The sequence below is a fragment of the Caballeronia sp. INML1 genome, assembly GCF_023631085.1.
In the GTDB taxonomy this organism is placed as follows: Bacteria; Pseudomonadota; Gammaproteobacteria; order Burkholderiales; family Burkholderiaceae; genus Caballeronia; species Caballeronia turbans.
This window is the reverse complement of the sequence record NZ_JALQDT010000012.1, coordinates 79,917-106,205: the sequence shown is the minus strand read 5'-3', so window position 1 is coordinate 106,205 and position 26,289 is coordinate 79,917. Positions and strand designations below refer to the sequence as shown.

At 62.3% G+C, this 26,289-nt stretch carries 28 protein-coding genes and 2 tRNA genes; 10 read left to right on the top strand and 20 right to left on the bottom strand.

What is annotated here, in order from left to right:
* Positions 1 to 228 precede the first annotated feature (228 nt).
* Positions 229 to 489: a hypothetical protein gene (locus tag NCR38_RS05445; protein ID WP_035503563.1), complete on the top strand. Its 261-nt coding sequence runs from the start codon at positions 229 to 231 to the stop codon at positions 487 to 489.
* 15 nt (positions 490 to 504) lie between these two features.
* Here NCR38_RS05445 and NCR38_RS05440 read toward each other — a convergent pair whose 3' ends face one another.
* Together NCR38_RS05440 and bamC are read right to left on the bottom strand one after the other, a co-directional pair.
* Positions 505 to 795: a putative quinol monooxygenase gene (locus NCR38_RS05440; protein WP_061120057.1), complete on the bottom strand. Its 291-nt coding sequence runs from the start codon at positions 793 to 795 to the stop codon at positions 505 to 507.
* Between the two features lie 453 nt (positions 796 to 1,248).
* Positions 1,249 to 2,469: an outer membrane protein assembly factor BamC gene (gene bamC, locus NCR38_RS05435; RefSeq protein WP_250476535.1), complete on the bottom strand. Its 1,221-nt coding sequence runs from the start codon at positions 2,467 to 2,469 to the stop codon at positions 1,249 to 1,251.
* A 418-nt stretch (positions 2,470 to 2,887) separates the two neighbouring features.
* On the opposite strand from bamC, the gene NCR38_RS05430 reads away from it, so the two are divergent.
* Together NCR38_RS05430 and NCR38_RS05425 are read left to right on the top strand one after the other, a co-directional pair.
* On the top strand, positions 2,888 to 3,349 hold the full coding sequence (locus tag NCR38_RS05430; RefSeq protein ID WP_061120059.1) for a DUF2844 domain-containing protein: 462 nt from the start codon (positions 2,888 to 2,890) through the stop codon (positions 3,347 to 3,349).
* A 10-nt stretch (positions 3,350 to 3,359) separates the two neighbouring features.
* Positions 3,360 to 4,652 (top strand): DUF3443 domain-containing protein, encoded by a 1,293-nt coding sequence (locus NCR38_RS05425; protein WP_061120060.1) that lies wholly within the window; start codon positions 3,360 to 3,362, stop codon positions 4,650 to 4,652.
* Between the two features lie 67 nt (positions 4,653 to 4,719).
* Here the strand turns inward: NCR38_RS05425 and pcaC are convergent, their stop codons facing one another.
* The 6 genes from pcaC to NCR38_RS05395 are packed head-to-tail and all read right to left on the bottom strand — an operon-like array spanning position 4,720 to position 9,872.
* Positions 4,720 to 5,103, bottom strand: coding sequence for a 4-carboxymuconolactone decarboxylase (pcaC, locus tag NCR38_RS05420; RefSeq protein WP_008350165.1), 384 nt, complete (start codon positions 5,101 to 5,103; stop codon positions 4,720 to 4,722).
* A complete protein-coding gene (pcaD, locus tag NCR38_RS05415; protein ID WP_061120061.1) occupies positions 5,100 to 5,894 on the bottom strand; it encodes a 3-oxoadipate enol-lactonase in 795 nt (264 codons plus the stop codon). The genes pcaC and pcaD overlap by 4 nt, the downstream gene beginning before the upstream one ends.
* 4 nt (positions 5,895 to 5,898) lie before the next feature.
* Positions 5,899 to 7,266 (bottom strand): 3-carboxy-cis,cis-muconate cycloisomerase, encoded by a 1,368-nt coding sequence (locus NCR38_RS05410; protein WP_061120062.1) that lies wholly within the window; start codon positions 7,264 to 7,266, stop codon positions 5,899 to 5,901.
* Between the two features lie 4 nt (positions 7,267 to 7,270).
* Complete coding sequence (pcaF, locus tag NCR38_RS05405; protein WP_061120063.1) at positions 7,271 to 8,473, bottom strand: 3-oxoadipyl-CoA thiolase; 1,203 nt, start codon at positions 8,471 to 8,473, stop codon at positions 7,271 to 7,273.
* 33 nt (positions 8,474 to 8,506) lie between these two features.
* On the bottom strand, positions 8,507 to 9,163 hold the full coding sequence (locus NCR38_RS05400; RefSeq protein WP_061120064.1) for a 3-oxoacid CoA-transferase subunit B: 657 nt from the start codon (positions 9,161 to 9,163) through the stop codon (positions 8,507 to 8,509).
* Positions 9,164 to 9,179: 16 nt separating this feature from the next.
* Complete coding sequence (locus tag NCR38_RS05395) at positions 9,180 to 9,872, bottom strand: 3-oxoacid CoA-transferase subunit A (protein ID WP_061120065.1); 693 nt, start codon at positions 9,870 to 9,872, stop codon at positions 9,180 to 9,182.
* 228 nt (positions 9,873 to 10,100) lie between these two features.
* On the opposite strand from NCR38_RS05395, the gene NCR38_RS05390 reads away from it, so the two are divergent.
* Both NCR38_RS05390 and NCR38_RS05385 read left to right on the top strand, forming a co-directional pair.
* On the top strand, positions 10,101 to 10,919 hold the full coding sequence (locus NCR38_RS05390; protein ID WP_061120066.1) for an IclR family transcriptional regulator: 819 nt from the start codon (positions 10,101 to 10,103) through the stop codon (positions 10,917 to 10,919).
* Positions 10,920 to 10,977: 58 nt separating this feature from the next.
* On the top strand, positions 10,978 to 11,901 hold the full coding sequence (locus tag NCR38_RS05385) for a LysR family transcriptional regulator (RefSeq protein WP_061120067.1): 924 nt from the start codon (positions 10,978 to 10,980) through the stop codon (positions 11,899 to 11,901).
* A gap of 2 nt (positions 11,902 to 11,903) precedes the next feature.
* Here NCR38_RS05385 and NCR38_RS05380 read toward each other — a convergent pair whose 3' ends face one another.
* On the bottom strand, positions 11,904 to 12,320 hold the full coding sequence (locus NCR38_RS05380) for a DoxX family protein (protein WP_250476534.1): 417 nt from the start codon (positions 12,318 to 12,320) through the stop codon (positions 11,904 to 11,906).
* Positions 12,321 to 12,422: 102 nt separating this feature from the next.
* On the opposite strand from NCR38_RS05380, the gene NCR38_RS05375 reads away from it, so the two are divergent.
* The 5 genes from NCR38_RS05375 to NCR38_RS05355 all read left to right on the top strand — a co-directional run bounded on the left by NCR38_RS05375 (position 12,423) and on the right by NCR38_RS05355 (position 14,858).
* Positions 12,423 to 13,313, top strand: coding sequence for a LysR family transcriptional regulator (locus tag NCR38_RS05375; protein WP_061120069.1), 891 nt, complete (start codon positions 12,423 to 12,425; stop codon positions 13,311 to 13,313).
* Between the two features lie 30 nt (positions 13,314 to 13,343).
* Positions 13,344 to 13,868: a hypothetical protein gene (locus NCR38_RS05370; protein ID WP_409241423.1), complete on the top strand. Its 525-nt coding sequence runs from the start codon at positions 13,344 to 13,346 to the stop codon at positions 13,866 to 13,868.
* An 89-nt stretch (positions 13,869 to 13,957) separates the two neighbouring features.
* Positions 13,958 to 14,034: transfer RNA gene (locus NCR38_RS05365), tRNA-Pro, on the top strand.
* 86 nt (positions 14,035 to 14,120) lie between these two features.
* Positions 14,121 to 14,375: a hypothetical protein gene (locus NCR38_RS05360; protein WP_061120071.1), complete on the top strand. Its 255-nt coding sequence runs from the start codon at positions 14,121 to 14,123 to the stop codon at positions 14,373 to 14,375.
* Between the two features lie 126 nt (positions 14,376 to 14,501).
* Positions 14,502 to 14,858, top strand: coding sequence for a hypothetical protein (locus NCR38_RS05355; protein WP_143756384.1), 357 nt, complete (start codon positions 14,502 to 14,504; stop codon positions 14,856 to 14,858).
* Here the strand turns inward: NCR38_RS05355 and NCR38_RS05350 are convergent.
* The 11 genes from NCR38_RS05350 to NCR38_RS05300 form a co-directional block, all read right to left on the bottom strand.
* Entirely contained in the window at positions 14,848 to 15,447 is a 600-nt protein-coding gene (locus tag NCR38_RS05350; RefSeq protein WP_061120073.1) for a short chain dehydrogenase, read from the bottom strand. The two genes, NCR38_RS05355 and NCR38_RS05350, sit on opposite strands and share 11 nt — an antisense overlap.
* 171 nt (positions 15,448 to 15,618) lie before the next feature.
* Positions 15,619 to 15,999, bottom strand: coding sequence for a MerR family transcriptional regulator (locus NCR38_RS05345; protein ID WP_061120074.1), 381 nt, complete (start codon positions 15,997 to 15,999; stop codon positions 15,619 to 15,621).
* Positions 16,000 to 16,086: 87 nt separating this feature from the next.
* On the bottom strand, positions 16,087 to 16,491 hold the full coding sequence (locus tag NCR38_RS05340; RefSeq protein ID WP_061120075.1) for an integration host factor subunit alpha: 405 nt from the start codon (positions 16,489 to 16,491) through the stop codon (positions 16,087 to 16,089).
* A 65-nt stretch (positions 16,492 to 16,556) separates the two neighbouring features.
* Positions 16,557 to 18,989, bottom strand: coding sequence for a phenylalanine--tRNA ligase subunit beta (gene pheT, locus NCR38_RS05335; RefSeq protein ID WP_250476533.1), 2,433 nt, complete (start codon positions 18,987 to 18,989; stop codon positions 16,557 to 16,559).
* 79 nt (positions 18,990 to 19,068) lie between these two features.
* Positions 19,069 to 20,082 (bottom strand): phenylalanine--tRNA ligase subunit alpha, encoded by a 1,014-nt coding sequence (pheS, locus tag NCR38_RS05330; protein WP_250476532.1) that lies wholly within the window; start codon positions 20,080 to 20,082, stop codon positions 19,069 to 19,071.
* Between the two features lie 202 nt (positions 20,083 to 20,284).
* Positions 20,285 to 20,644 carry a 50S ribosomal protein L20 gene (gene rplT / locus NCR38_RS05325; protein WP_008350196.1) on the bottom strand — a complete coding sequence of 120 codons (360 nt, stop codon included), beginning with the start codon at positions 20,642 to 20,644 and terminating at the stop codon, positions 20,285 to 20,287.
* A gap of 28 nt (positions 20,645 to 20,672) precedes the next feature.
* Positions 20,673 to 20,870, bottom strand: a complete 198-nt coding sequence (gene rpmI / locus NCR38_RS05320; RefSeq protein WP_006052501.1) for a 50S ribosomal protein L35 — start codon at positions 20,868 to 20,870, stop codon at positions 20,673 to 20,675.
* 235 nt (positions 20,871 to 21,105) lie between these two features.
* Positions 21,106 to 21,633, bottom strand: coding sequence for a translation initiation factor IF-3 (infC, locus tag NCR38_RS05315; RefSeq protein WP_075583873.1), 528 nt, complete (start codon positions 21,631 to 21,633; stop codon positions 21,106 to 21,108).
* 47 nt (positions 21,634 to 21,680) lie between these two features.
* Positions 21,681 to 23,588: a threonine--tRNA ligase gene (thrS, locus tag NCR38_RS05310; protein WP_061120147.1), complete on the bottom strand. Its 1,908-nt coding sequence runs from the start codon at positions 23,586 to 23,588 to the stop codon at positions 21,681 to 21,683.
* A gap of 294 nt (positions 23,589 to 23,882) precedes the next feature.
* Positions 23,883 to 23,959: transfer RNA gene (locus NCR38_RS05305), tRNA-Val, on the bottom strand.
* A gap of 96 nt (positions 23,960 to 24,055) precedes the next feature.
* A complete protein-coding gene (locus NCR38_RS05300; protein ID WP_250476531.1) occupies positions 24,056 to 26,278 on the bottom strand; it encodes a bifunctional (p)ppGpp synthetase/guanosine-3',5'-bis(diphosphate) 3'-pyrophosphohydrolase in 2,223 nt (740 codons plus the stop codon).
* Positions 26,279 to 26,289: the final 11 nt, after the last annotated feature.

Here is a 26,289-nt window from a genome sequence, read left to right as displayed (position 1 = left end):
GAGGTGGTCGGCAAGCATCGCACCGGAAAGTTAACAGCCCGGCGCTCCGTTTACAACCACTTCTCACCCCATAAACAAAAATGCCGTGCAGCGCTAACTGAACGGCATTAGCCTCAGGGCCGTTTTTTCGTTTGGCGCGCCTCATGGATCGAGCATGGCGTGTGCTACATTGCGCATCGTCTTTTCAATGATTCAACCGTGGAGCGCACTCACCGTGCGAACGACAGCATGAGCAATATCCAGCTCGATATCGAATGGACCGAAGCGGCATCGCGCAAGATCGAAAAACTGATGCCGCGCAACGTGAACAAGGACTCGTATCTGGCGCTGCCGCCGGTCGAATGTCTGCCGATGGAAGGTGACGTGCTCTTCCTCGGGCCGAGCGGCAAGCAACAACCGTTCATCGTCGCGGAGCGCCAGTATCACCACGACGGCGACGCCGACTGGACCATCATCCTGATCCTCGACGTTCCGCACGAAACGCACTGAAGACGGTCTCGACCGTCAGAGGATCTTGCTCGCGACGCGGACCTCGCCGTGCTCGTACAGATCCGGCGCTTTGGCGCGAAACGCCTGAATATGCGCCGATTCGCCGTGCTTTTGGAGCGCGGCTTCGCTCTCCCAGCGCTCGACGAAGATAAAGCGCCGCGGCTCCTTGATGTCGCGGTGCAAGTCGTATTGCAGCGCACCCGGTTCTTTCCGCGTCGGCTCGACGTTGGCTTCGAGCACCTGCCTCAGTTCCTCTTCCTTGCCCGGCTTGGCGACGAAAATAGCAACGACGGCAACTTCCGACATGAATGTTCTCCTTATTCAATGAAGCGATGAAAGCACGAGCATAACCGCGCTCCGCCGAGATCGCTGAAAACATCCGATGAGCGCACGCAAAGAAAAAGCCCGCGTTCCAAGCGAAACGCGGGCAAAAACCGTCGCCCTACGAGGATAGGCGACGGGGCCATCGGGGTTCGCGCGTAGCGAACCAATCGTCTGTTTGTCCAGTGCGACGCGCCTGATGACGCGCTTTCGAAGCGCTTCGGGCGGGTGAATGACGCTATTGATGCAATGTACTGTCCGCCCGTTCATTTCTATAAGCTTTTGCGCACATTTCCCGATAGAAAGAATTGTCTGCGCAATTCTCGGGCGACGCTCGCATTTCTGTGCATGCTGAAAAAATCGTTTGCGCGTGCGGCGGGCATAAAAAAACCGCCTCGCGGACGAGGCGGTTTCCCTGCGATCAGGCTGACGGTACGTTCAGCTGATCTGGTCGGCGAGCAACGCCATGATCTGGCGCGCCTGCGGGGACGAATCGACATTCCCCTTGTCGTCGACGATCGCCACGCGCGTCTGCTGCTCCGTGACTGCGCGCACGTTGACCTGATATTGCTTGGCCTTCATTTCCTTGCGGCCGTGGAACACCTGACTCCAGAAGCCCTGCTCCGCGGATGACTTGTCCGTGGGATCGACATAACGCACGTAGTAGACGCCCTTGCTGCGGTCGCGGTCGTCCACCGTGAAGTTCGCGCGATCGAGCGCGATGCCCACGCGCAGCCACGCGCGGTCATACGCTTCCGGCAACGTCAGTTGCGAGGTCGTGGCCTCGGGCACGACTTCGTTGCGAATCGGCGAGTTGCCCGTGTTCGCGACATTCTGTGCCGCAACCGACGCGGCCTTCGAATCACCGCCCTTCGCGGCTTGCGCGCCTGCGGCGCCTGCTGCGCCTGCCGCAACCGGCGTGTCGAGCGGCGTCGCGCCGCCCGAAGCGGTCCGTTGATCGGCCATCGCGAGCGAGGACATCAGACGCTTGAGATATTCGTTTTCCAGCGCCGGATCGTTCGGACGCGCCTGCCACTGGCTGGAATCGTTGTTCACGCCCGTCAGCGCCTCGCGCATGCCCTTCTGGCTGATGAACACATAAGTGCCGCCGCTCGGTGCCGTTTCGAGGCGCGTGCGGTACTTGTTGCGCTCAGCGGTCACATACGAATTGCCGGTTGCCTTGGCGAGCGTGTCACGGATCAGGCCGTCCGAAATCTGCGGATGGGTTTCGTTCCAGTCCGTTTCCATCACACCTTTGCTGCGCTGATCGACGACGAGCAGGAAGCCCTGCTCCTGCCAGAAACGGCGGATTTGCGGCCATACCTGATCGGGCGTCTTGCCATCGACGACGAGCCAACGCTCGGTGCCGTCGCGTTGAATGTGCATGCCGGAGACCGGCGGGACCACCGTGGGCGCGTTCGGTGCGACTTTCTGGACTTGTTGAAGCTCGGAGAGCGATGCCTGCCCGCCCTGCGGCGGCAGCGAGCGCTGGTCGACCGCTTCGTCGAGCAGATTCGGCGGAACGGCGAGAGACACCTGTTTGGAACGCTGATCGCTCTTGTAGTTGAATGCGTTGGGATTGGTGCTGCCGCATCCCGCCACGATTCCGGCCACCGCGAAAAGCGCAGCCATGCGCTTGGTCACACGAAAATCTGTCATTTGGAGAAATCCTTCCGCTACGCCACGGGCGTTCTTCCGTGGATCAACCCAGCATTTTACCGGTCCGACGGTGTGCCGTGAAAAAAAGAGGTCCGGTCGGCCTCCGGCGAGCGCGTGCAGCGCGCGCATCTTGCCTATTGCTCGGTGTCGCAGAATGCGGATTGAAAGCAGCCAAATAGCGCGTGCGCATTTTGTATTTAAGACGCTCCGGCATCGCATTGACAATTTATGACAATCACGAAAATCAGGAATTCGGTCTTTCGCTGTGTGCAACCTGCTGATTTATAGGCGAATTTATCGCTAGTACGACGGGAATCGATCGCTCTGCCACGTGCCTTCCTCCGTATCGTTTTGCCGGGCTCTACATCTAAAATCCCATCTCAAAAACAAGAAGAGTCCTAAATAACGGAGAAAGTACATGAGAGAGATCAGAATTCCTCACTACGCGATCGCTGGCCTGGCGATTCTCACGATCGGCGCGACGGCGCCCGCTCGCGCGGAACTCGGCGCGACCGGGCGCGCCGCCGGTGCCTCGCAAGGCGATGTCGTGCATCAGGCACAGGGCGGACTCGTGCAATATCGCGAAACGACCGACCAACAAGGCATCGTCGTGCGTGAATATGTCGATACGAGCGGTGCGGTGTACGGCGTCTCCTGGCGCGGCCCGGCGATGCCGGACATCGGCGCGCTGCTTGGCGCGCACTTCGAGACGTTCAGGCAAGGCGCGAATGCGTCGGTCGGCGACGCCGGTCTGCATGCGACGCGCGTCGCGCAGGGCGATCTCGTCGTCGAAAATCGCGTGCGGCTTCGCGAATTCAGCGGACGCGCATGGCTCGCGAGCGGCCTGCCGGCGGGCGTGACATCGAGCGACATCCAGTGAGAGGCCGACGATGAACACACGCGCCCTCCACTCGATGCCCCTCTTCGCGCTCTGCGCCCTGCTTAACGCGTGCGGCGGAGGCGGAGGCTCGAACGACAGTTCCGCCGCGCCGCCCCCGCAACCGAGCGCGCCCGCAACCGCGAGCGCGGCGGCCGCGGCAAGCGCCGCCACGCCCTCGAGCGCCCCATCGCCTGCGTCCACGGACACGAGCCTGCCGCAATCGACGACACCCAACGTCCAGACGATCCACGTCACCAGCACGCCCACCAACACGCGCAACATGCTGCAAACGAGCGTCACGATCTGCGTGCCCGGCACGAACACCTGTCAGACCATCGACAACATTCAGGTCGATACCGGCTCGCATGGCCTGCGCGTGCTTGCCTCCGCGCTCAGCCCGTCGATTGCCTTGCCGCTGATCGCGGGCAGCAATCAAAGCGCGATCGTTGCGGAATGCGCGGTGTTCGGTTCGGGTTACACGTGGGGCGCGGTACGCACGGCCGACGTGCGGCTCGCCGGCCAGGTCGCGCGCTCGACCTCCGTCCAACTGATCGCCGACAGCGCCGCGCCCACGACCGCGCAGGACTGCACCCAGTCCGGTCTGCCGATGCTCTCCGCGTCGTCCTTGCGCGCGAACGGCATTCTCGGCGTCGGGCCCTTCAGCGCCGATTGCGGCGCGGGATGTGCGGTCACCGCGATGCCGCGCTGGTACTACAGCTGCATCGCGGGCAACTGCGTCTCGAGCACGGTGGCGGTCGCCCAGCAGGTGACGAATCCGGTCGCGAACTTCGCCACCGACAACAATGGCGTGCTGATCGAGCTTCCCGACGTGCCGGACAACGGCGCGATGACCGTGACCGGCACGATGACTTTCGGCATCGGCTCGCAGTCGAACAATCTGCTCGGCTCGGCGACCGTGCTCAAGTCGAGTTCGTCGTCGGGCTACGTCACGACGGATTTCGGCGGCAGCCAGTATGGGTCGAGTTTCATCGACAGCGGATCGAACGGCGTCTTCTTCCCTTCGACGACGCTTGCGAAATGCGGCGTGTGGTATTGCCCGTCCACACCGCAGACGATCGCGGCGACCATTCGCTCGTCGAGCGGCGCACAAAGCGCGGTGAGCTTTACCGTCGCGCAATCGACCGCATTGTTCGGCACAGGCAACTTCGCCTTCGACAACCTCGCCGGCGCGGCGAGCGGCTACTTCGACTGGGGCTTGCCGTTCTTCTACGGGCGCCGCGTGTTCACGGCGCTCGCCGGACGCGCGACGCCCGCCGGACCGGGACCGTACTACGCGTTCTGAGTCCAGAAACAAAAAAAACCGTCTCCGGTTTCCCGGAGACGGTTCCTCTCGAAGCCGTATTACGCGATTACGCCTTGCTTTCCTCGTCGAAGATCTTCTGCGCAAGGTGGAATGCCGAATTCGCCGCCGGCACGCCGCAGTAGACCGCCGTCTGTAGCAGCACTTCCTTGATTTCGTCCTGCGTCACGCCATTGTTCTTCGCGGCGCGCAAGTGCAGCGCGAGTTCCTCGCTGCGGTTGAGCGCAACCATCATCGCGATCGTGATGAGGCTGCGCGTGTGGCGCGGCAGGCCATCGCGCGTCCAGATCTCGCCCCACGCATAGCGCGTGATGAAGTTCTGGAACTCCGTCGTCAACTCCGTGCGATTCGCAAGCGAGCGGTCCACGTGCGCATCGGACAGCACCGCGCGACGCACCTTCATCCCCGCTTCGTAACGTTCGTCGTCGGTCATTTCTTTTCTCCGAGGAAGTCGAGGACGGCGCGCGTGTAGTCGTCGCGCTTTTCGATGTTCGACAGATGCGCCGCGTCCAGTTCGAGGTAGCGCGATCCGTCGATGTAACCCGCGAGCTCGCGGCCCTGCTCGGCCGTCGTCGACAGATCGTGCGTGCCTGCGATCACGAGCACCGGCAGCCTGATCGTTTTGGCTTCGTCGCGCAGATCGGCGTCGCGGATCGCCTCGCAGTTCGACGCGTAGCCATCGCCCGAGGTGTGGCGAAACACGTCGCGGATATTTGCGAGCTCGAGTTGCTCGCGCTCGATGAACGGCGCGGTGAACCAGCGCGCGATCACGGCGTCGGTGAGCGCGGGCATGCCGCCCGGCTCGCGCGCCTTCGCGGCGCGCGGCGTCCATACGGCGTCGGAGCCGATCAGCGCGGCGGTGTTCGACAGCACGACGCGCGAGAAACGTTCCGGATGACGCGCGGCCAAACCGATGCCGGTCAGCCCGCCCATCGACAGGCCGCAGTAGTTCGCGCGCTCGATTTTCAGATGATCCATGAGGCCGATCACGTCGCCGATCAACTGATCGATCGTGTACGGTCCCGGCGGCACGTCGGAATGGCCGTGGCCGCGCGTGTCGTAGCGCACCACGCGGTAGTGCTTCGCGAAGGCCTCGATGTTCGGCGTCCACATCGAGACATCGGCGCCGAGCGAATTCGACAGCACGAGCCACGGCGCGCTGTCGCCCGCCGTGGCATCGATGCGATAGTGAATCCGCGTTCCGTTCACTTCGGCAAGAGGCATGTTTTTACTGCTCCTGTTGTTTCGAGTTAGCGCTCGCGATGGCGGCAGCGACGAACGCCTGCGCCTCACCGACGTAGTTCGCCGGATCGAGCAATTGCTTCAATTGATCTTGCGAGAGATGGCGCGTGACGGTTTCGTTCGCGGCGAGTTCGTCGAAGAGCGACGTGCCCTTCGCGACCGACGCCTTCGATGCGCCTTCGACGAGCTTGTGCGCATCGAGCCTGCCGATGGCGTCGCCGAGCGCGAGCATCACCGCTTCGCCGAGCACGAGGCCGTTCGTCACATCGAGGTTGTGCGCGAGACGTTCGACGTTGACTTCCATCGCCGCAACGATGCCTACGATGTTCGAAAGCGCCCCGGCCGTCAGGCGTGCGAGGTCGGGCAGCGCCTCCCACTCGGCCTGCCAGCCACCCAATGCGCGCTCGTGCTCCTGAACCATGCCGGCGAAGATCGTCGCGACGAGGTTCGGCGCGCGTGTCGCGGCGGTGAGCACCGCGGCGCAGCCGACGGGATTGCGCTTGTGCGGCATCGTCGACGAACCGCCCTTGCCTGCCGCGGCGGGTTCCGCGACTTCGCCGACTTCGGTCTGCATCATGAGCGAAATGTCGCGCGCGATTTTTCCCAGCGTGCCCGTCAACATGCCGAAGAAGGACGCCGCTTCCGCGATGCGGTCGCGCTGCGTATGCCAAGGCAGCGCGGGAAGCGTCAGTCTCAGATCTTGCGCGAGCGATGCCGCAACCGGCAGCGCCTTGTCACGCAGACTCGCGAGCGTTCCCGCCGCGCCGCCGAATTGCAGCACCAGCGTGCGCGCTTTCAACTCCGCAAGACGCTGGCGATGACGCGTCACCGCATCGAGCCATTGCGCGAACTTCAGGCCGAGCGTGATCGGCAGCGCTTGCTGAAGCCACGTGCGGCCGATCATCGGCGTTGCGCGATGCCGGTCGCCCTGCTGCGCGAGCCCATCGGACAACGAACGCAGGTCGGCATCGAAGAGATCGAGCGCCGCGCGCAATTGCAGCACGACGCCCGTATCGATGATGTCCTGACTCGTCGCGCCCCAGTGCACATACTTCGCGGCTTCGGCATCGCTCGCCTTCACGACGGCCGTCAATTGCTTGACGAGCGGAATCGCGAGGTTGCCGCCTGCTTGCGCGCCGGTCATCAGTGCGTCGCCGTCGATGTTGTCCGCGTTGCATGCGGCGACGATCGCCTCGACCGCGCCCGGCGGAATCACGCGATGCAGCGCCGACGCACGCGCGAGCGCGGCTTCGACGTCGAGCATCGCCTGCACGGTCGCGCGCGGCGACCAGATCTCGTTCGCGGCGGCGTTGCCGCACACGAGATCGGTGAGACGTCCCGTGGATGCGAACATTGCGTCAGACGCGCTCGATGATCATCGCGATGCCTTGGCCCACGCCGATGCACATCGTGCACAGCGCAAAGCGGCCGCCGGTGCGATGAAGCTGGTAGCTCGCGGTCGTGACGAGCCGCGCGCCCGACGCGCCTAGCGGATGGCCCAGCGCGATCGCGCCGCCGTTCGGGTTGACGCGGGGATCGTCGTCGGCGACGCCGAGCATGCGCAGCGTCGCCAGTCCTTGCGACGCGAAGGCTTCGTTCAGCTCGATCACATCCATCTGGTCGATGGTCATGCCAAGACGCGCGAGCAGCTTCTGCGACGCCGGACCCGGGCCGATGCCCATCACGCGCGGCGGCACGCCCGCGGTCGCGAGGCCGAGAATGCGCGCGCGCGGCGTGAGACCGTGGCGCTTAGCACTTTCCTCGTCGCCGATCAGCATCGCGACCGCGCCGTCGTTCACGCCCGACGCGTTGCCGGCCGTCACGCTTCCGTCCGGACGCACGACGCCCTTGAGCTTGGCGAGCGCTTCGAGGCTCGTTTCACGCGGATGCTCATCGCGGTCGACGACGAGCGCATCGCCCTTTTTCTGCGGAATCGTCACCGCGACGATTTCCTGTGCGAGCGTCCCGTCCTTCTGCGCGCGCGCCGCCTTCTGCTGCGAGCGCAGTGCGAACGCGTCCTGATCGGCGCGGCTGATCTTGTAGTCGTCCGCGACGTTTTCGGCGGTCTCGGGCATCGAATCGACGCCGTACTGCTTCTTCATCAGCGGATTGATGAAACGCCAGCCGATGGTCGTGTCGTGAATTTCGGCGGAACGCGAGAACGCGCTCGTCGCCTTGCCCATCACGAACGGCGCGCGGCTCATGCTCTCGACGCCGCCCGCGATCATCAGGCTCGTCTCGCCTGCCTTGATCGCCCGCGCCGCGACACCGATCGCGTCCATGCCCGAGCCGCACAGGCGGTTCACCGTCGAGCCCGGCGTGCCGACCGGAAGTCCGGCCAGAAGCGCCGACATGCGCGCGACGTTGCGGTTGTCTTCGCCCGCCTGATTCGCGCAGCCGTAGATCACTTCGTCCACCGCTTCCCAGTCCACTTCCTTGTTGCGCTCGACGAGCGCACGCAGCGGCACGGCGCCCAGATCGTCGGCGCGCACGGAGGACAGCGAACCGCCGTAACGGCCGATCGGCGTGCGGATGGCATCACATACGAAAGCTTCTTTCATCAGTTGCTCCAGTTCCTTTATGTCTCTCAGGCGTCAGACGGCTTCGGTCAGCGGCGCGTATTGAAGCGGCACCTTGGCCAGCTTCTGCAATTCGTCGAACGACAGACCTTCCACGATCTCGCGCACGACGAAGCCTTCCGGCGTCACGTCGAACACGGCGAGGTCCGTGTACACGCGATCCACGCACTGGACGCCCGTCACCGGATATGAACATTGCGCGACGAGCTTGCTTTCGCCCTGCTTCGTCAGCAGTTCCATCATCACATAGACCTGCTTTGCGCCGATCGCGAGGTCCATCGCGCCGCCGACGGCCGGAATCGCATCGGGCGCGCCGGTGTGCCAGTTCGCGAGATCGCCCGTCGCCGACACCTGGAATGCGCCGAGCACGCAGAAGTCGAGGTGGCCGCCGCGCATCATCGCGAACGAGTCGGCGTGATGAAAATAGGCGCCGCCCGTCAGCAGCGTCACATGTTGCTTGCCGGCGTTGATGAGTTCGTCGTCTTCGGAGCCGGCAGCGGGCGCCGGGCCCATGCCGAGCAGGCCGTTTTCGCTGTGCAGGAAGATTTCGCGATCCGCCGCGAGGTGATTGGCGACGAGCGTCGGCACGCCGATGCCCAGATTCACGTATGCGCCTTCGGGAATATCCGCGGCCACGCGCCTGGCCATTTCGTCACGAGTGAGTTTCTTCATGGCTTTTCGTCCTTCCTTAAGCAGCGAGTTCGGCTTGATGCACGGCTTGCGGCACTTCCACGACGCGCTGCACGAAGATGCCCGGCGTCACGATGTTTTCGGGGTCCAACTCACCGAGCGGCACGACCTTCGAGACCTGCGCGATCGCCGTTTTCGCGGCGCTCGCCATGATCGGGCCGAAGTTGCGCGCAGTTTTACGATAGACCAGATTGCCCCAGCGGTCGCCCTTGAATGCCTTCACGAGCGCGAAATCCGCATGCAGCGGCGCTTCGAGCACATAGTGCTTGCCGTCGATCACGCGCGTTTCCTTGCCTTGTGCGAGCTTCGTGCCGTAGCCGGTCGGCGTGAAAAAGCCGCCGATGCCCGCGCCCGCCGCACGGATGCGCTCGGCCAGATTGCCCTGCGGCACGAGTTCCAGTTCGATTTCGCCCGCGCGGTACAGCGCGTCGAATACATAAGAATCCGTCTGGCGCGGGAACGAGCAGATGATCTTGCGCACGCGCTTCGCCTTGAGCAACGCAGCCAGGCCCGTGTCGCCGTTGCCGGCGTTGTTGTTGACGATCGTGAGTTCGCGCGCGCCCTGCTCGATGAGCGCGTCGATCAGCTCGGAGGGCATGCCCGCCGTACCGAAACCGCCGATCATGATGGTCGCGCCGTCGTGGACGTCGGCCACGGCCGAGGCGAGCGAATCGAAAATCTTGTTGATCATGTGCCGTTCCTTCTCCTGTCTCGGGCGCCGATTTGAAAATCGCGCCTCGAATTCGGGTTTACCAGTTGGTAATCAGACTTGCTTCAAAATGTTCGTCATGCGAACATGGATTCGTTTAGCGAACATCGGCATAGTAGTCCCGCGTTCGTTGTCGTGTCAACGAAGCATGCGCAAACTGCGGGTTTTCACTGAAGCCGCAGACCGTTCGCCCCTTTCGTGACGAGCCTTATGAAGAATCCAGCCACGCCCAATCCAGATGCCGAGCCGCAAGACACGCAGACGCGCCCCGGCGACGCATACGTTCAGTCTTTCGCACGCGGGCTCGCGGTGATCCGTTCGTTCGACGCGAACCGCCCCGCCCAGACGCTCACCGATGTCGCCGCGGCAACGGGCCTCACGCGCGCGGGCGCCCGCCGCATTCTTCTGACGCTGCAGGCGCTCGGCTATGTCGAAGCCGACGGGCGTCTCTTTCAACTGACGCCGAAGATTCTCGACCTCGGGTTCGCGTACCTGACCTCGATGCCCTTCTGGAATCTCGCGGAGCCGGTGATGGAAGACCTCGTCGAGCAGGTTCACGAAAGCTGCTCGGCCGCGGTGCTGAACGGCGCGGAAATCGTCTATGTCCTGCGCGTGCCGACGCACAAGATCATTACGCAGAATCTGTCGATCGGCAGCCGCCTGCCCGCGTTCTGCACGTCGATGGGTCGCGTGCTGCTCGCCGCGCTCGACGAAGCGCGCCTCGACGAAGTGCTCGATTCGAGCCCGCTCGTCGCGCGCACGCCGCGCACGGTCGTCGACAAGAACGCGCTCAAGGAAGCGATCGCCATCGTGCGCCGCCAGGGCTGGGCGATCGTCGATCAGGAACTGGAGGAAGGGCTGATTTCGATGTCCGCGCCGATCCGCGACCGGCAGGGACGCGTGATCGCGGCGCTGAACATCAGCGGAAACGCCCAGCGCAAAAACGCCAGACAGATGGTGAAAGCGTTTCTGGAGCCGTTGCAGGAAGCGGCTCAGCGCGTGTCGGACATGGTCGCGCGGCGCGGCTGATGGCGCGCGTTGACGTGGGAATCGCCGCGCGCCAACATCGTTGGCGGAGCATCGCGCCATGAACGACCTCGATCTCAATCTGATTCCCTACCTCGTCGCCATCGAGGAAACGCGCAACGTGAGCCGCGCGGCCGAACGGCTCGGCGTGAGCCAGCCGCGCGTGTCGACGGCGCTCGCGCGCCTGCGCGAATACTTCAACGATCCGCTTTTCGTACGCACCTCGCGCGGCATGGAACCGACGCCGCGCACCATCGCGCTCGTGCCCGCTGCGCGCGAGGCGTTGGCGCGCATCGAACGCGGCCTGCTCGACCGGCAGCACTTCGATGCGTCGACAAGCACGGAGACTTTCTCGATCGCGCTATCCGATGTCGGCGAAATCGTATTCCTGCCGCGGCTGCTGCAAGCGTTCGCGAAGGAGGCGCCGAATGCGAATCTGCGCTCGGTGTCGGCGTCGCACGGGGATGTCGAGCGCGGGCTCGAATCGGGCGATATCGATCTTGCGGTCGGCTATTTCCCGGATCTGCGCGGCAACAACTTCTTTCAGCAGCGACTTTTTTCGCATCGCTTCATCTGTCTGATGCGGCGCGATCATCCGTACGCGAGCGAGCCGCTCACGCTCGCGCGCTTCATGGAATGCGGCCACGCCGTCGTGCGCGCCGAAGGCCGCAGTCAGGAGATCCTGGAAAATTTTCTCGACAAGGAACGCGTGCGGCGCCGTGCGGTGCTCGAGACGCCGCACTTCATGAGCCTGCCGTTCATCCTGTCGCGCACCGATCTGATCGCGACGGTGCCGCACGCGATCGGCTTCGCGTATGTGGCCGAGCATGCGTCGATCACGCTCGCCGAGCCGCCGCTCGCGCTGCCGCGCTTCGATCTGAAGCAGCACTGGCATCGCAAGTTTCATAACGATGCGCGCACGATGTGGCTGCGCCGGATCGTCGCTTCACTCTTCAACGACGAGCTCGACGAGTGGCCGAAATAGCTTCACCGCCGATTGTCGATGCTCCACGCGCCCGGCCCCGCCGCCGCAATGAACAGGCAGATGAACGACAGCAGCACGGCCGGCTCGCCCTGATTCAGCAGCGGCAGGAAGAAGTGTCCATTCGGCGCATGTCCGAGGAAATAGGCGAACGCGAGTTCACCGGACAACACGAACGCCGCCGCGCGCGTGAACCAGCCGATCAACACGAGCACGCCGCCAACCAGTTCAATGGCGCCCGCCGCGCCGAGCAACGAGAAGAGCGGCAAGCCATCGAACATCGCGATGTGCGGAACATGAAACAGCTTGGCGCTCGCATGCGTGAGCAGCACATACGACGCGACGATGCGCAACAGAGCGTGAGCGTAGCCGGCTAGCGCAGGTACGCGGGACACGGCTGAGGGAACTTGAGTCGTAGACATCGCGAAACTCCTGTGATGGTTAATGCTCGCAGTCTAGGCAGGCATCGTCCGTCGATAAATCCGGTTAACATTGGCTTTTTGTTTCCGAACAGGAAATGATCGATGGACGCTCTGACCAGCCTGCGCGTGTTCCGTGAAGTCGTCGAGGCGGGAAGTTTCGTGAAAGCCGCCGAGCGGCTCGACATCTCTACCGCGATGACGAGCAAGCACGTTGCCAATCTCGAACGTCAGTTGGGCGTGCGCCTCTTGAACCGCACGACGCGCCATCTGAGCCTCACAGAGGCCGGCAGCGTGTATTACGAGCAGTGCAGCGAGGCGCTCGACATCCTGCAGGCCGCGCAGGCGGCAGTCGGCGTGCAGACCGCGCAGCCGCAAGGCGTGCTCAAGGTCACCGCACCGGGCTGGTTCGCCAATCGCACGTTCGCGGATCTGCTCGTCGCGTATCAGGCGCGCTATCCGGGCGTGCTCGTCGATCTGCGGCTGGAGAACCGCTTCGTCGATCTGGTCGAGGAAGGCTATGACATGGCGATCCGCGCGACATCCGAGCCGTCGCCTTCGCTGATCGTGCGGCCGCTGTGCAAGATGCCCTTCGTGCTCGCCGGCTCGCGCGCCTATCTCGAACAGCACGGCAAGCTGCGTCATCCGGACGATGTCGCGCGTCATCGCTTCGTGTTGCCGACGTACACGAACGTCGACACCGTGACGCTGACGGGACCGGACGGCGTGTTCACCGTGAAGAATCAAGCTGTGCTCAAGACCAACGATACGTCGATGGCGCTGCAACTCGTGCGCGCGGGGCTCGGCCTCGCGTATTTTCCGGCGTGGATCGTCGAACCCGAGCTGGCCTCAGGCTCGCTCGTGCGCGTGCTGCCGAGCTACACGGCGTTCGCGCCGTCCGTGTATGCGGTGTACACGAGCCGAAAGTACATGACGACCAAGGTACGGACTTTCATCGACTTTTTGTCGGAGTCGTTAGCCGATCGGCCTATGTAATTAGGAATACTCTCATTCAAGCGTTAGGTCTTGCGTGTGATGATCGCGCCCGCTTCCGGATCGGGCGCTCGAGACGCGACAAAAAGTTTCATCTTGCGCGCCGCCGGGATCTTCCCTGTTACCCGCACGCGAGGCACGCGCGATATGGATTTTCCCTGGCTTCCCCTGGCCTTCAGTCTGACCTTGCTTGGCCTGGCGCTTTTTATCTGTCGCGCCTTGAACGCGAGCCTTGGCGCGCCGAAGTGGAACGGCGCACTGCTTTTTCTGGCCCTCTGCGTATTGGCGATGCTGCTGGACTTTACGCTGACGATGGTCTTCGCATCCGCGAATTTCCATGAACGCACTCGCTACGACAGCCTCGGATCGAGGATCGCGTGGAGCGAACGGATCGTCACGTATCTGATTCCCTGCACGATATCGCTGCTGCTTGCGTTGAGATTTCGTCGGCGTCAGCGCTTCGCGCGCGAGGGTGTCCACGGTCGAAGCGAGACGGAACGCGAAGGCTCCGTGCAGATTCAAACCTCGCCTTACACGCAGTCGGAGCTGACGCTCTGACCCACCGCGAGTGAATTTGGTGAGTGCAACAGCGAAATTGTTGGAAGCAGTTCTACTATCCGTTTCTCTCTGATATACTTTCGCTCTTTCGGGGCGTAGCGCAGCCTGGTAGCGTACCTGCATGGGGTGCAGGTGGTCGGAGGTTCAAATCCTCTCGCCCCGACCAGGAATCAAAGGCTCTCCGGCTTCTGGCCGGAGAGCCTTTTTCTTTGTCCGTCCCAAGCCATCGTATTCATAAAACGAGCAAGAACAATGGCATACAACAAGCTCAACAACCCACGCGCATTTCCCGGCAACAGCAATTACGGCATGTCATTGCGAGACTACTTCGCGGGCCAGGCGCTGGCTGGCGAAATGGCTGGCGAAAGACTTTCCGGCGACGCGTCACCCGCGGTCCTCGAACAGCGCGCCCAACTCTACTACCGTCTGGCTGATGCAATGCTCAAGGTCCGCGCCGAAGAGGAGACTTTGACCAACGCGACCGCGATGATGGGCTTAAGCATCTGACACCGCTCGTCACATGGGGATTACCGGCGCTCAGCCCACCCTTTATTCAGACGTAAAACGGAAAAAACACTTGTGTGTCAGTGATTTAAGGCCTAATGTTAAGGTGCCACATAAGGAACGGCGCTTATGCCTTCGTCTGTCTCGACGTCCGCGCAACAGCGGCGCATCCAATCCGGTCGACCCTGCTCCGCCTTGCACGCGGAAGTCGCTCGCTGGTTCGATCCGGCGAGCCGCGCACGCGTCACGAGGTTCGGGCGCATCTATCCCGGCGGCAGCCGCTATGTGTGTGTGAGCGCCACCAGGCCAGGCCGATGCTTCGCGCTCTACTTCTTCCACCACGGCACTGACGACTGGCGCATCTATCCGCCCTGGGGCGTCGGGCCGAGCATCGTCTATTGGTCAATCAACGTGAAGATGCCTGTCTCCCGCTCCGAGGCCACGGTCGGCCCGAAGCGGCGCATTCGCGCGGGCATCAAGTCTTAGCCGCGGCCAGCGTCTGCCCGGTCATTGTCTCGTCGACGGCACGCCTATACACTTTGGCGACTTCCGCAGCCGCGATGCCTTGCGATCCATCCTTCCCCATCGAGACCAACGTTTCAGAGACCCATCCGGGACTTACGACGTTCACACGCAGCATGCCCTGCAACTCGAGCGCGGCCGCACGCACGAATCCTTCGACGCCCGCGTTCACGAGGCTCACGGCCGCGCTGCCGATCATCGGTGCTTGAGCGAGCGTGCCGCTCGTCAGCGTGACGGATCCGCCTTCATCGACGTGACCGACCGCGCAGCGCACGAGATTCACCTGCCCCATGAGCTTGTTCGCGAGGCTGAAGGCATAGTCGTCATCGGCGAGCGCGTCGAGCGGCGCGAACTTCGCAGCGCCGCCGACACACACGACAGCGCCGACCTTCCCGACTTTCTCGTACATCGCGACCATGCTCGCCTTGTCCGACAAATCGACCGCTACGTCCGAGCCCTTGCGGCTCGCGCTGATCACTTCGTGCCCGGGTTCGAGAATCCGCTTGATCTCCGTGCCCAACATTCCAGTTGCGCCAACGAGCAACACTCGCATAAGCCCTCCTGAGTCGATGTGATGAAGCCGCCGCGAACACGTCCCGTGCGGCAACGAGAAAAAAGCAAGGAACCATGCTACTGCCGTCGCTGGCGGCGCGCAGCGCGCGTCGTAGGGACGAAAAAAATGCCGCGACGAATCGCGGCATCATGGCGTGGATCACAGCGGCGTTCATCCGCCGAGAAGATCGATCACCTGAAGAATATCCTTGCGAAGCTGATCGACATCGACGCCCGGTTGCGCTTGCGCCGACGCCTGCGTTTCATCGAGCTCGGCTTCGTCGCCATTCGCGCGTCCTTGTGAATCGAGCCGGTTGCGCGCGCCGTTGATCGTGAAACCCTGTTCGTACAGCAACTCACGAATGCGCCGGATCAGCAAGACTTCGTGATGCTGATAGTAGCGGCGATTGCCCCGCCGCTTGACCGGCCTCAGTTGCGTGAACTCCTGCTCCCAATAGCGCAGCACGTGAGGCTTGACGCCGCACAACTCGCTGACTTCGCCAATCGTGAAGTAACGCTTGGCGGGGATCGGAGGCAAGACGACTTTTTCCATCGTCGATCAACCATCGTTATAAGTGATGTCGATTGAAGCGCGGCGGTCATGCAGCGCGGCGCGGGTCATTCGCGCGCCGCCGGGAGATCAGCGAGTGAGATCGGTCTCCGCTCCCGTTTCGACCAGCGCCTTCAGCTTCTGACTTGCATGAAACGTGACGACCCGCCGCGCGGCAATAGGAATGGCCTCGCCCGTCTTCGGGTTGCGGCCCGGACGCTGAGGCTTGTCGCGCAGCTGGAAGTTGCCGAAGCCCGACAGCTTGACGCTCTCGCCGCTCTCCAGCGCATCGCGGATGACTTCGAAGAAGGCTTCGACCATGTCCTTGGCTTCACGCTTGTTCAGACCGACGTGGTCGAACAGCATCTCCGCCAGTTCGGCTTTGGTGAGCGTCGGCGTGTCGCCGGGCGCGCTCGAGGTCGGGGTATCGCGGTTCATGGCGCTACGCTGCGCCGAAAGAAGGGCTTCGAAATCACTCGAGTTCATTTGGTTCATATCGGTAGAACGGCGCTTGCCACATTGAAGACTTGGCGATTGAGACGGAAAGGGCCAACTGCAGGCTATCCGCGTAACCGCGCGCCGTGTACTCGAGCCAGGCGATCCACCAGCGTTTTGATGGCCGTATCGACCGTTTCGTCCTGAAGCGTGCCGCCAGTATCTTGCAACGTTACACGGAAGGCAAGACTTTTCTCATGCGCTCCCAAGCCACCGGAAGTATTTGATTTTGGACGAAATTCATCGAAAAGCGCAACCCGCGTAACGTGCCTGCAAGCGTCCTCCGAGCGGGCACTTTCGAGCTCGTCCAAGAGCGCCTGAACCGGGACGTGTTGATCCACGACAATTGCGATATCGCGTCGCACGGGCGGGAATTTCGACACCTCGGATGGCGCGGGGAGCGCGCGATCCATCAGCGCGTCCGCGTCGATTTCGAAGAGGATCGGCGGGTTCGGCAGGTCATACTTCTGCAGCCAGCGCGGATGCAGTTCGCCGATCCAGCCGACCGCGTGCCCCGCCACTTCGATGCGCGCGCTGCGCCCCGGATGCAGCGCCGGATGCTCCGCCTTCACGAAGCGCGGCACGACCGGCGCGAAGAGCGCTTCGACATCGCCCTTCACGTCGAAGAAGTCGACATTGCGCGAAGCCGCGCCCCACTGCTCCTCGATCACCGGACCATACGCAAGAGCGCCGATCATCTTCGGCTGCGCGAAGCCTTCGACCGTCAGTTCGCCCGCCTTCACGGATGCATCGCGATGGAACACGCGACCCGCCTCGAACACGCGGATGCGGTCCGCGCGACGATTCAGGTTGTAGCGCAGCACTTCGATCAGGCTGCCGAACGTCGTCGTGCGCATGACCGAGAGCTGGCTCGCGATCGGGTTGAGCAGCCTGATCGGATTGTCGTTGCCGGCGAAGTCTTTCTCCCACTCGGCATCGACGAAACTGAAGTTGACCGTCTCCGAGTAATCGCGCGCGGCCACTTCATGGCGCAGCGTGTGGATCGAGCGCTTCGTTTCGTTCGTGATGCGCATCTCGCTGCGCGCAACCGGGGGGCGCGCCGGAATCTTCTCGAAACCGTAGATGCGCGCGACTTCTTCGATCAGATCTTCCTCGATCTCGATGTCGAAACGATACGGCGGCGGCGTAACCCTGAAAGTATCGCCGTCGCGCTCGAATGCGAGGTTCAGGCGCGTGAAGATCTGCGCGATTTCTTCGGCGCCAATCTCCACGCCGATGATTCGATGCGCGCGCGACACGCGCATCGACACCGGATTGCGCTCGGGTACGTTGATGATCTGGTCGTCGACCGGACCGGCTGCGCCGCCGCAGATGTCGAGGATCAGGCGCGAGATGCGTTCGATGTGCTCGACGGTCGTCGAGTAGTCGACGCCGCGCTCGAAGCGATGCGCCGCATCGGTCGAGAAGTTGTACTTGCGCGCGCGGCCGCGGATTGCATCCGGCCACCAGAAAGCGGCTTCGAGATAGATGTTGGTCGTGTCGAGCGACACGGCGGTGCTGTCGCCGCCCATGATGCCCGCGAGGCTTTCGAGATGGTGATCGTCCGCGATCACGCCGACGGTTTCATCGACCTCGATGGTATTGCCGTTCAGGAGCTTCAGCGACTCGCCCTTCTTGCCCCAGCGCACTTCCATCGCGCCGTGGATCTTGTCGAGATCGAACACGTGCGACGGACGGCCGAGCTCGAGCATCACGTAATTGGAGATATCGACGAGCGCGGAGATGCTGCGCTGGCCCGCGCGCTCGAGGCGCTCGACCATCCATTGCGGCGTCTTCGCGTGCGCGTTCACGCCGCGGATCACGCGGCCGGAGAAGCGGCCGCACAGATCGGGCGCCATGATCTTCACGGGCAGCTTTTCGTCGAGCTTCGTTTCGACCGCGGGCATGTCCGGTTGCTTCAGCGGTGCGCCGGTGATCGCGGCGGTCTCGCGCGCGACGCCGAACACCGACAGGCAATCCGCCTTGTTCGGCGTGAGCTTGATTTCGAACACGGTGTCGTCGAGGTTGAGCGCCTCGCGGATATCCTGACCGACCTTCGCATCGGCGGACAGGATCAGCAAACCGCTGTGATCCTCCGATAGCTTCAGCTCGCGCGCCGAACACAACATGCCCTGGCTATCGACACCGCGCAGCTTCGTGGGCTTGATCGCGAACGGCTCGCCGCCCGGCTCCGCCGGAGGCAGCACCGCGCCGATGAGCGCCACTGGCACCTTGATGCCCGGCGACACATTCGGCGCGCCGCACACGATGTTCAACTGCTCGCCCGTGCCAACGTCGACCTGACAGACATTGAGCTTGTCGGCATTCGGATGCTTGGCGACTTCGAGCACCTGCCCGACGACGATCTTCGTGGTCGGCGGCGCGACCGGGCGCAGGTCTTCGACTTCGAGACCGGCCATCGTCAGCGCGTGCGCGAGTTCATCGGTGGAGAGCTTGGGATCGACGAAACTGCGGAGCCAGGATTCTGGGAATTGCATGTGTGTCTACGTTCGAAATGTTTGGAGTCTCGTCCGGCTTCCCGTTGGAGCGCCGGACGCCGCAGGCAAGGCCGCCGCGTTACGCGAACTGGCGCAGGAAACGCAGATCGTTCTCGAAAAACAGACGCAGATCCTGCACGCCATAGCGCAGCATCGTCAGGCGCTCGAGCCCGCTACCGAATGCGAAGCCGATATAGCGCTCAGGATCGAGGCCCATGTTGCGGATGACGGTCGGGTGAACCTGACCCGAGCCGGAGATTTCCAGCCATTTGCCCGCGTTCTTGCCATGCTCGAACATCATGTCGATTTCGGCAGACGGCTCCGTGAACGGAAAGTACGACGGACGAAAGCGCACGAGAATGTCGTCGCGCTCGAAAAATTTCTTCAGGAAATCGGTGTAGACGCCCTTCAGGTCCGCGAAGCTGATGTTTTCTTCGATCCACAGGCCTTCGACCTGGTTGAACATCGGCGAGTGCGTAGCGTCGCTATCCACCCGATACGTGCGGCCCGGCACGATCACCTTGATCGGCGGCTTGTTCATGCGCGCGTAGCGCACCTGCATCGGGCTCGTGTGCGTGCGAAGCAGCAGCGGCCGGCCATCGGCGTCCTTGCCGTGAACGTAGAACGTGTCCTGCATCGAGCGCGCCGGATGGTTCTCCGGGCTGTTCAGTGCGGTGAAGTTGTACCAGTCGGTTTCGATCTCTGGACCGTCGGCCACGTCGAAGCCGATCGTGCGGAACACTTGCTCAACGCGCTCCCACGTGCGCATCACAGGATGCAGCGTGCCCACTCCCGCGCCGCGTCCCGGCAGCGTGACGTCGATCGCTTCGGCCGCGAGACGCTGGTTCAGCAACGCGTCCGCGAGCGCCTGACGGCGCGCGTTCAACGCGGCTTCGACCTGCTGCTTCGCCTGATTGATGCGCGCGCCTTCGGTCTTCTTCGCTTCCGGGTCGAGTTTGCCCAATCCCTTCAGCAACTCGGTCAGCGCACCGGACTTGCCGAGAAACCGGGCCTTCTCGTTTTCGAGCGTGGTGGTATCGGTGGCGTGTTCAAAGGCGCTCTTCGCGTCGGCGACAATCTGGTCCAGATCCATTGATCCCATCTTTTAACGTCGAAATTCAATCTGAGGTTCGGTTTTGCTCATCCACGCTTCACGAAGCGCGTGCCAATCGCGAGGATAAGCAAAACCGTCCGACCAACAAAAACGGGGCTCGGTGAGAGCCCCGTTTTCTGCCTTCCGCCGCCGTCAACGACCTGGCGACGAAGAGGCGAACCACGCAGTACTAATTTCGCAATTAGGCTGCAACGGCGGCTTTCACCTGCTTCACGATCGCAGCAAAAGCAGCCTTGTCGAACACAGCCATGTCAGCCAGAACCTTGCGGTCGAGTTCGATCGATGCCTTCTTCAGGCCGTTGATGAACACGCTATAGGTCATGTCGTGCTGACGCACCGCCGCGTTGATACGCGTGATCCACAGTGCGCGGAACACACGCTTCTTGTTGCGGCGATCGCGGTAGGCGTACTGGCCTGCGCGCATGACCGCCTGCTTGGCGATGCGATAGACGTTATTGCGACGGCCGCGGTAACCCTTGGCCAGACGGATGATCTTCTTGTGACGGGCCCGTGCGGTAACCCCACGTTTTACTCGAGGCATGTTGCGCTCCTATGAGTTTAAGTTGAGGTTAGGCGAACGGCAGCATCGCGCGGACGGAGTTCAGATCGGAATCGTGAACGGCCGTCGAGCCACGCAGATGGCGTTTGTTCTTGGTGGTTTTCTTGGTAAGAATGTGGCGCTTGAAGGCCTGACCGCGCTTGACGGTACCGCCCGGACGCACCACGAAGCGCTTTGCAGCACTCTTCTTGGTCTTCATCTTCGGCATGAAACAACTCCAGTTTATTAGATGGTCATGGGTGTGCGGCTGATCCGTCGATGCGGCCGACGAACCCCTTCCCGCCCTTCGAAACCCACGCTCCACTTATGTGCAAACGGCTCAGTGAAGAACCGCCGCCTTTCATGAGCGCCGCCACCGAAGCGGCGACGCCCTGAAACTTCCGACAATGCCGCGCCAGCCGCCTTGTGACGGCGCGCGATCCATCGCCTTACCGCTTTTGCGCTTACTTACCCTTTTTCTTCGGGGCAAGCACCATGATCATCTGGCGCCCTTCCATCTTCGGCATCTGCTCGACCTGGCCAAATTCGTCCAGATCGGACTTCAGGCGTTCGAGCATACGCATGCCGATTTCCTGGTGCGCCATTTCACGGCCGCGGAAACGCAACGTGATCTTCGTCTTGTCGCCGTCTTCGAGGAAGCGCGTAAGGTTGCGCAGCTTGACGTTGTAGTCACCGTCATCGGTGCCGGGGCGGAATTTTACTTCCTTCACCTGCACGATCTTCTGCTTCAACTTCGCTTCGTGTTGCTTCTTCGCTTCCGAATACTTGAACTTTCCGTAGTCCATCAAACGGCAGACAGGCGGTGACGCCTGCGGCGCGATTTCGACGAGATCCACGTCGAGCTGTTCCGATTGACGGAACGCTTCGGCGAGCTTCACGATTCCGAGCGGCTCGTTGTCCACTCCGACCAAGCGCACTTCCGGCGCGGTAATTTCACCGTTGATGCGATGTGACGACTTATCAGTAGCGATGTTACGTTTCCTCTAAAAATGAAAAAACAAGCCGCGCTGCGAGTGACTTACTTGAACGCCCGCACTTCCTGCTGCAGACGTTCGAGGAATGCGTCGACCGGCATCACGCCCAGATCGACACCGCCACGAGCACGCACGGCTACGGTTTGCGCATCACGCTCCTTGTCGCCGACGACCAGCAAATACGGCACCTTTTGCAGCGTGTGCTCGCGTATTTTATAGCTAATCTTCTCGTTGCGCAAATCCGACTCGACTCTAAGCCCTTGTTTTTGCAACGATTGGGCCAGATTACCCGCATATTCAGCCTGACTTTCGGCAATATTCAGCACGACGGCCTGGATCGGCGCGAGCCACGGCGGCATTGCGCCGGCATGATGCTCGATCAGGATGCCGAGGAATCGCTCCATTGATCCGACGATTGCGCGGTGGAGCATCACCGGACGGCGGCGGCTGTTGTCTTCCGCGACGTACTCGGCGCCCAGACGCTCCGGCAGCACCATATCGAGCTGCAGCGTGCCGCATTGCCACGAGCGGCCGAGCGCGTCCTTGATGTGATATTCGATTTTCGGACCGTAGAACGCGCCTTCGCCGGCGAGTTCCTCCCACTTGAGACCGCACGCGGTCAGCGCCTCGCGCAAGCCCTGCTCCGCGCGGTCCCAGATTTCATCGGTGCCGGCACGTTGATCGGGGCGCAGCGACAGCTTGATGTCGATGTGATCGAACCCGAAATCCTTGTACACGCTCATCGCGAGCGTATTGAAGGCGATCGATTCCGCGATGAACTGATCTTCGGTGCAGAAGATATGCGCATCGTCCTGAACGAAACCGCGCACGCGCATCAGGCCATGCAGCGCGCCCGACGGCTCGTTGCGATGGCATGAGCCGAACTCCGCGTAACGCAGCGGCAGATCGCGATACGAACGCAGACCATGGTTGAACACCTGAACGTGACCCGGACAGTTCATCGGCTTGATCGCGTAGTCGCGCTTTTCCGACTCGGTCGTGAACATGTTTTCACGATAGTTCTGCCAATGGCCCGACGCTTCCCAGAGCGAGCGGTCCATCACCATCGGGGTCTTGATTTCGAGGTAACCGGCCTCGTTCACGCGGCGGCGCATGTACTGCTCGACCTGCTGCCACAGCGACCAGCCCTTGGGATGCCAGAACACCATGCCCGGCGCTTCGTCCTGCAGATGGAACAGGTCGAGTTGCTTGCCGAGCTTTCGATGATCGCGCTTCTCGGCTTCTTCGAGCATGTGGAGATAGGCGTCCTGATCTTCCTTTTTGGTCCACGCGGTGCCGTAGATCCGCTGAAGCTGCTCGTTCTTCGAATCGCCGCGCCAGTAGGCGCCGGCGACTTTCATCAGCTTGAAGACCTTCAGCTTGCCGGTGGACGGCACGTGCGGACCGCGGCACAGGTCGATGAAGTTGCCGTGCCCGTACAGACGGATTTCATCGCTTTCCGGGATGGACTCGATGATCTCTGCCTTGTAGTTTTCGCCGATGCTCTTGAAGTACTCCACCGCCTCGTTGCGCGAGACGACGCGGCGCGACACCGGCTCGTCCTTCTTCGCGAGTTCCTGCATGCGCTTTTCGATCTTCTCGAGATCTTCGGGGGTGAAGGGACGGTTGTACGAGAAGTCGTAATAGAAGCCGTTGTCGATGACCGGCCCGATGGTCACTTGCGCCTCGGGAAACAGATCCTTGACCGCATAAGCGAGCAAATGCGCGGTAGAGTGGCGCACGACATCGACGCCTTCCGGATCCTTGTCAGTGACGATGGCAAGCGACGAATCCTTGTCGATCAGAAACGAGGTATCGACGAGTTCGCCATTGAGCTTGCCGGCGAGCGCTGCCTTGGCAAGGCCCGCGCCGATCGATGCCGCGACTTCCGCGACGGTCACCGGGTGGTCGTATTGTCGGACCGACCCATCAGGCAAACGTACCGAAACCATATCGTTCTCCAAGACGCTGGCGCATGCCGAGCGATTCGATTTAAGCATTGCCGCGCGATTTCACTTCAAAAATCGCAAGGCAAAAAAAATGCGGCCCCGCTATCGAGGGGCCGCATTCACTTTTCACACATACCGCGAAACAATTTGGCAGAAGGCGAAATAGGTCCTCGACTAGCGTCGCTCCGAATTTGTTTCGGTCAACGTTCGAAGTGCCATTTATATTCGCCTTTTGCGCTAAGCGCTTCTTGCGGTTTGAAACTCCGCAAACCAGAGTTCGCCGAATTTCGTTTTCGTTGGTAGGCTCGATTGGACTCGAACCAACGACCCCCACCATGTCAAGGTGGTGCTCTAACCAGCTGAGCTACGAGCCTGAAAGAAGTGAGATTATATGGAGCGTTTCGGATCTTGGCAAGTGGTTATCTTCAGAAAAATCTAAAATATTCGCCGATCCGTTCAACGCCCAGCGATTACGCGCGACGCGACGCGCGAATCACACCCTGCACTTCATTGAGCAGCGTGCACGCGCGCTGAATCTGCGCCGCGCTCGACACTTCCACCGTAAACTGCATATAGGCGATATTCCTGCGGCTCTGGCTCTTTACGCCAATCACGTTGATCTTCTCGCGCGCGAACACTTCGGAGATATCGCGTAGCAAACCCTGCCGGTCCGCGGACTCCACCGAAAGATCCACCGGATATACCGACGAACCGCGTCCGTTCATCACATCGGCGGACCAGGTCGTGTGCAACACGCGCTCGGGCGAGCGCTGGGCCATGCGCTTGAACGTCGCGCAATCGCTGCGGTGAACCGACATGCCCTTGCCGCGCGTGATGAAGCCCGCGATCGGATCGGGCGGCGCAGGGCGGCAGCAGCGCGCGAGTTGCGTGAGCAACGCATCCACGCCCACGACGAGCACGCCCGTGGACGCGCCGTGCGCGACGCTTTGCCCGCTGCTGCGCTTCTCGAACTGCTCGGGCGCCTCCGGCTCCGGCTCGGGCGGCGGCGTGTCCGAAAGCGCTTGCTCGATGTTGCGCAGGCTGAACTCTTCCTTCGCGACGACCGCATAGAGATCTTCGGGTGTCTTGAAGCCAAGCTTCGTCGCGAGCTGCTCCAGGCTCACCGACGTCTTTCCCTCGCGCTGCAAAGTCTTTTCAACGATCGTGCGCCCCGCCGCGATGTGCTCCGCGGCATCGGCCGCGAGGAACCACGAGCGCACCTTCTGCCGCGCCCGTGCGCTGTGCAAATAGCCGAGCTGCGGATTGAGCCAGTCGCGCGACGGCCCGCCTTCCTTTACCGCGACGATCTCGACCGTCTGCCCGTTCTGCAGCTGCGTGTTGAGCGGCACCATCGCGCCGTCGACACGCGCGCCGCGGCAGCGATGCCCAAGCTCGCTGTGCAGGTGATACGCGAAATCGACGGCAGTAGCGCCCTGCGGCAGCGCGATCACGCGCGCCTGCGGCGTCAACACGTAAATATGATCGTCGTCGAGCGTGGCGTCGCGCAGATGTTGCCAGCCCGGCGGCTCGCCTTCGACGTCATCCTTCCACGCGAGAAGCTGACGCAGCCATGCAATCTTCTCGTCGTATTTCTCGCTCGCCGTCACCTGCCCCGCATAGCCGCGCGCGCCCGCTTCCTTGTAACGCCAGTGCGCAGCCACACCGTACTCGGCGAACTGATGCATTTCGTGGGTACGGATCTGCACTTCGAACGCGCGCCCGTCATCGCCGATCACGACCGTATGCAGCGACTTGTAGCCATTGGGCTTGGGACGTGAAATGTAGTCGTCGAATTCTCGCGGCACCGGTTGCCACAGGTTGTGCACGATGCCGAGCACGGTGTAGCAGTCCTTGATGTCGCCGACGATCACCCGAAACGCACGCACGTCGTTCAGTTCGGAGAAGTCGAGATGCTTGCCGCGCATCTTCTTCCAGATGCTGTAGATGTGCTTCGGCCGCCCGCTGACTTCCGCTTTGATGTGCGCGGTGTCGAGCTCTTTCTGCAATCGAGCGATTGCCTCGGTCACATACGTCTCGCGCTCGACGCGCCGCTCGTCGAGCAGCTTCGCGATGCGTTTGTACGTGACCGGATCCTCGAAGCGGAACGACAGATCCTCCAGTTCCCACTTCAGTTGCCAGATACCAAGGCGATTGGCGAGCGGCGCGTAGATCTCGAGCGTCTCCCGCGGCACGTCCGGCGAGGGATCGGTCTTGTGCGCGGCGTGATAACGCAACGTCTGCACGCGCGACGCGAGCCTGATCAAGACGACGCGTATGTCCTGAGCGAACGCGAGCAGCATCTTGCGCAGCGCCTCGACCTGCGCGCGGCGCGCGGCCTGCGCATCGCGCGTGTTCTCGGGCAATGCCGCGAGCGTCGCACGGGAACTGACCGAGCCGAGCCGCAAGAGCTTGCGCACATCGCCGACGAGCCGCTGCACTTCCGGGCCGAAGCGCTCGGCAATGACTTTCTCCGGATCATCGAGATGCGGCACCAGCACGAACAACGCCGCCGCCGCGATCGCATGCGAATCGACGTTGAGCGTCTGCATGATGCGCGCTGTGCCCGCCGCATGATCCGCCAGCAGTTCGCCCGTCGAGACCCGCGCATCCTTCGCGTGCTCGCGCACGAACGCGAGCGCGTCGTCGATGGACGGCTCGGGCAGCGTTTGGGCGGGGACGGCGGTCGCGGTCATGCGGGTATTGC

What these genes read in the sequence shown, in the direction of transcription:
- NCR38_RS05445 (WP_035503563.1), top strand. Translation starts at nt 229, where the DNA reads ATGAGCAATATCCAGCTCGATATCGAATGGACCGAAGCGGCATCGCGC.
- NCR38_RS05440 (WP_061120057.1), bottom strand. Translation starts at nt 795, where the DNA reads ATGTCGGAAGTTGCCGTCGTTGCTATTTTCGTCGCCAAGCCGGGCAAG.
- bamC (WP_250476535.1), bottom strand. Translation starts at nt 2,469, where the DNA reads ATGACAGATTTTCGTGTGACCAAGCGCATGGCTGCGCTTTTCGCGGTG.
- NCR38_RS05430 (WP_061120059.1), top strand. Translation starts at nt 2,888, where the DNA reads ATGAGAGAGATCAGAATTCCTCACTACGCGATCGCTGGCCTGGCGATT.
- NCR38_RS05425 (WP_061120060.1), top strand. Translation starts at nt 3,360, where the DNA reads ATGAACACACGCGCCCTCCACTCGATGCCCCTCTTCGCGCTCTGCGCC.
- pcaC (WP_008350165.1), bottom strand. Translation starts at nt 5,103, where the DNA reads ATGACCGACGACGAACGTTACGAAGCGGGGATGAAGGTGCGTCGCGCG.
- pcaD (WP_061120061.1), bottom strand. Translation starts at nt 5,894, where the DNA reads ATGCCTCTTGCCGAAGTGAACGGAACGCGGATTCACTATCGCATCGAT.
- NCR38_RS05410 (WP_061120062.1), bottom strand. Translation starts at nt 7,266, where the DNA reads ATGTTCGCATCCACGGGACGTCTCACCGATCTCGTGTGCGGCAACGCC.
- pcaF (WP_061120063.1), bottom strand. Translation starts at nt 8,473, where the DNA reads ATGAAAGAAGCTTTCGTATGTGATGCCATCCGCACGCCGATCGGCCGT.
- NCR38_RS05400 (WP_061120064.1), bottom strand. Translation starts at nt 9,163, where the DNA reads ATGAAGAAACTCACTCGTGACGAAATGGCCAGGCGCGTGGCCGCGGAT.
- NCR38_RS05395 (WP_061120065.1), bottom strand. Translation starts at nt 9,872, where the DNA reads ATGATCAACAAGATTTTCGATTCGCTCGCCTCGGCCGTGGCCGACGTC.
- NCR38_RS05390 (WP_061120066.1), top strand. Translation starts at nt 10,101, where the DNA reads ATGAAGAATCCAGCCACGCCCAATCCAGATGCCGAGCCGCAAGACACG.
- NCR38_RS05385 (WP_061120067.1), top strand. Translation starts at nt 10,978, where the DNA reads ATGAACGACCTCGATCTCAATCTGATTCCCTACCTCGTCGCCATCGAG.
- NCR38_RS05380 (WP_250476534.1), bottom strand. Translation starts at nt 12,320, where the DNA reads ATGTCTACGACTCAAGTTCCCTCAGCCGTGTCCCGCGTACCTGCGCTA.
- NCR38_RS05375 (WP_061120069.1), top strand. Translation starts at nt 12,423, where the DNA reads ATGGACGCTCTGACCAGCCTGCGCGTGTTCCGTGAAGTCGTCGAGGCG.
- NCR38_RS05360 (WP_061120071.1), top strand. Translation starts at nt 14,121, where the DNA reads ATGGCATACAACAAGCTCAACAACCCACGCGCATTTCCCGGCAACAGC.
- NCR38_RS05355 (WP_143756384.1), top strand. Translation starts at nt 14,502, where the DNA reads ATGCCTTCGTCTGTCTCGACGTCCGCGCAACAGCGGCGCATCCAATCC.
- NCR38_RS05350 (WP_061120073.1), bottom strand. Translation starts at nt 15,447, where the DNA reads ATGCGAGTGTTGCTCGTTGGCGCAACTGGAATGTTGGGCACGGAGATC.
- NCR38_RS05345 (WP_061120074.1), bottom strand. Translation starts at nt 15,999, where the DNA reads ATGGAAAAAGTCGTCTTGCCTCCGATCCCCGCCAAGCGTTACTTCACG.
- NCR38_RS05340 (WP_061120075.1), bottom strand. Translation starts at nt 16,491, where the DNA reads ATGAACCAAATGAACTCGAGTGATTTCGAAGCCCTTCTTTCGGCGCAG.
- pheT (WP_250476533.1), bottom strand. Translation starts at nt 18,989, where the DNA reads ATGCAATTCCCAGAATCCTGGCTCCGCAGTTTCGTCGATCCCAAGCTC.
- pheS (WP_250476532.1), bottom strand. Translation starts at nt 20,082, where the DNA reads ATGGATCTGGACCAGATTGTCGCCGACGCGAAGAGCGCCTTTGAACAC.
- rplT (WP_008350196.1), bottom strand. Translation starts at nt 20,644, where the DNA reads ATGCCTCGAGTAAAACGTGGGGTTACCGCACGGGCCCGTCACAAGAAG.
- rpmI (WP_006052501.1), bottom strand. Translation starts at nt 20,870, where the DNA reads ATGCCGAAGATGAAGACCAAGAAGAGTGCTGCAAAGCGCTTCGTGGTG.
- thrS (WP_061120147.1), bottom strand. Translation starts at nt 23,588, where the DNA reads ATGGTTTCGGTACGTTTGCCTGATGGGTCGGTCCGACAATACGACCAC.
- NCR38_RS05300 (WP_250476531.1), bottom strand. Translation starts at nt 26,278, where the DNA reads ATGACCGCGACCGCCGTCCCCGCCCAAACGCTGCCCGAGCCGTCCATC.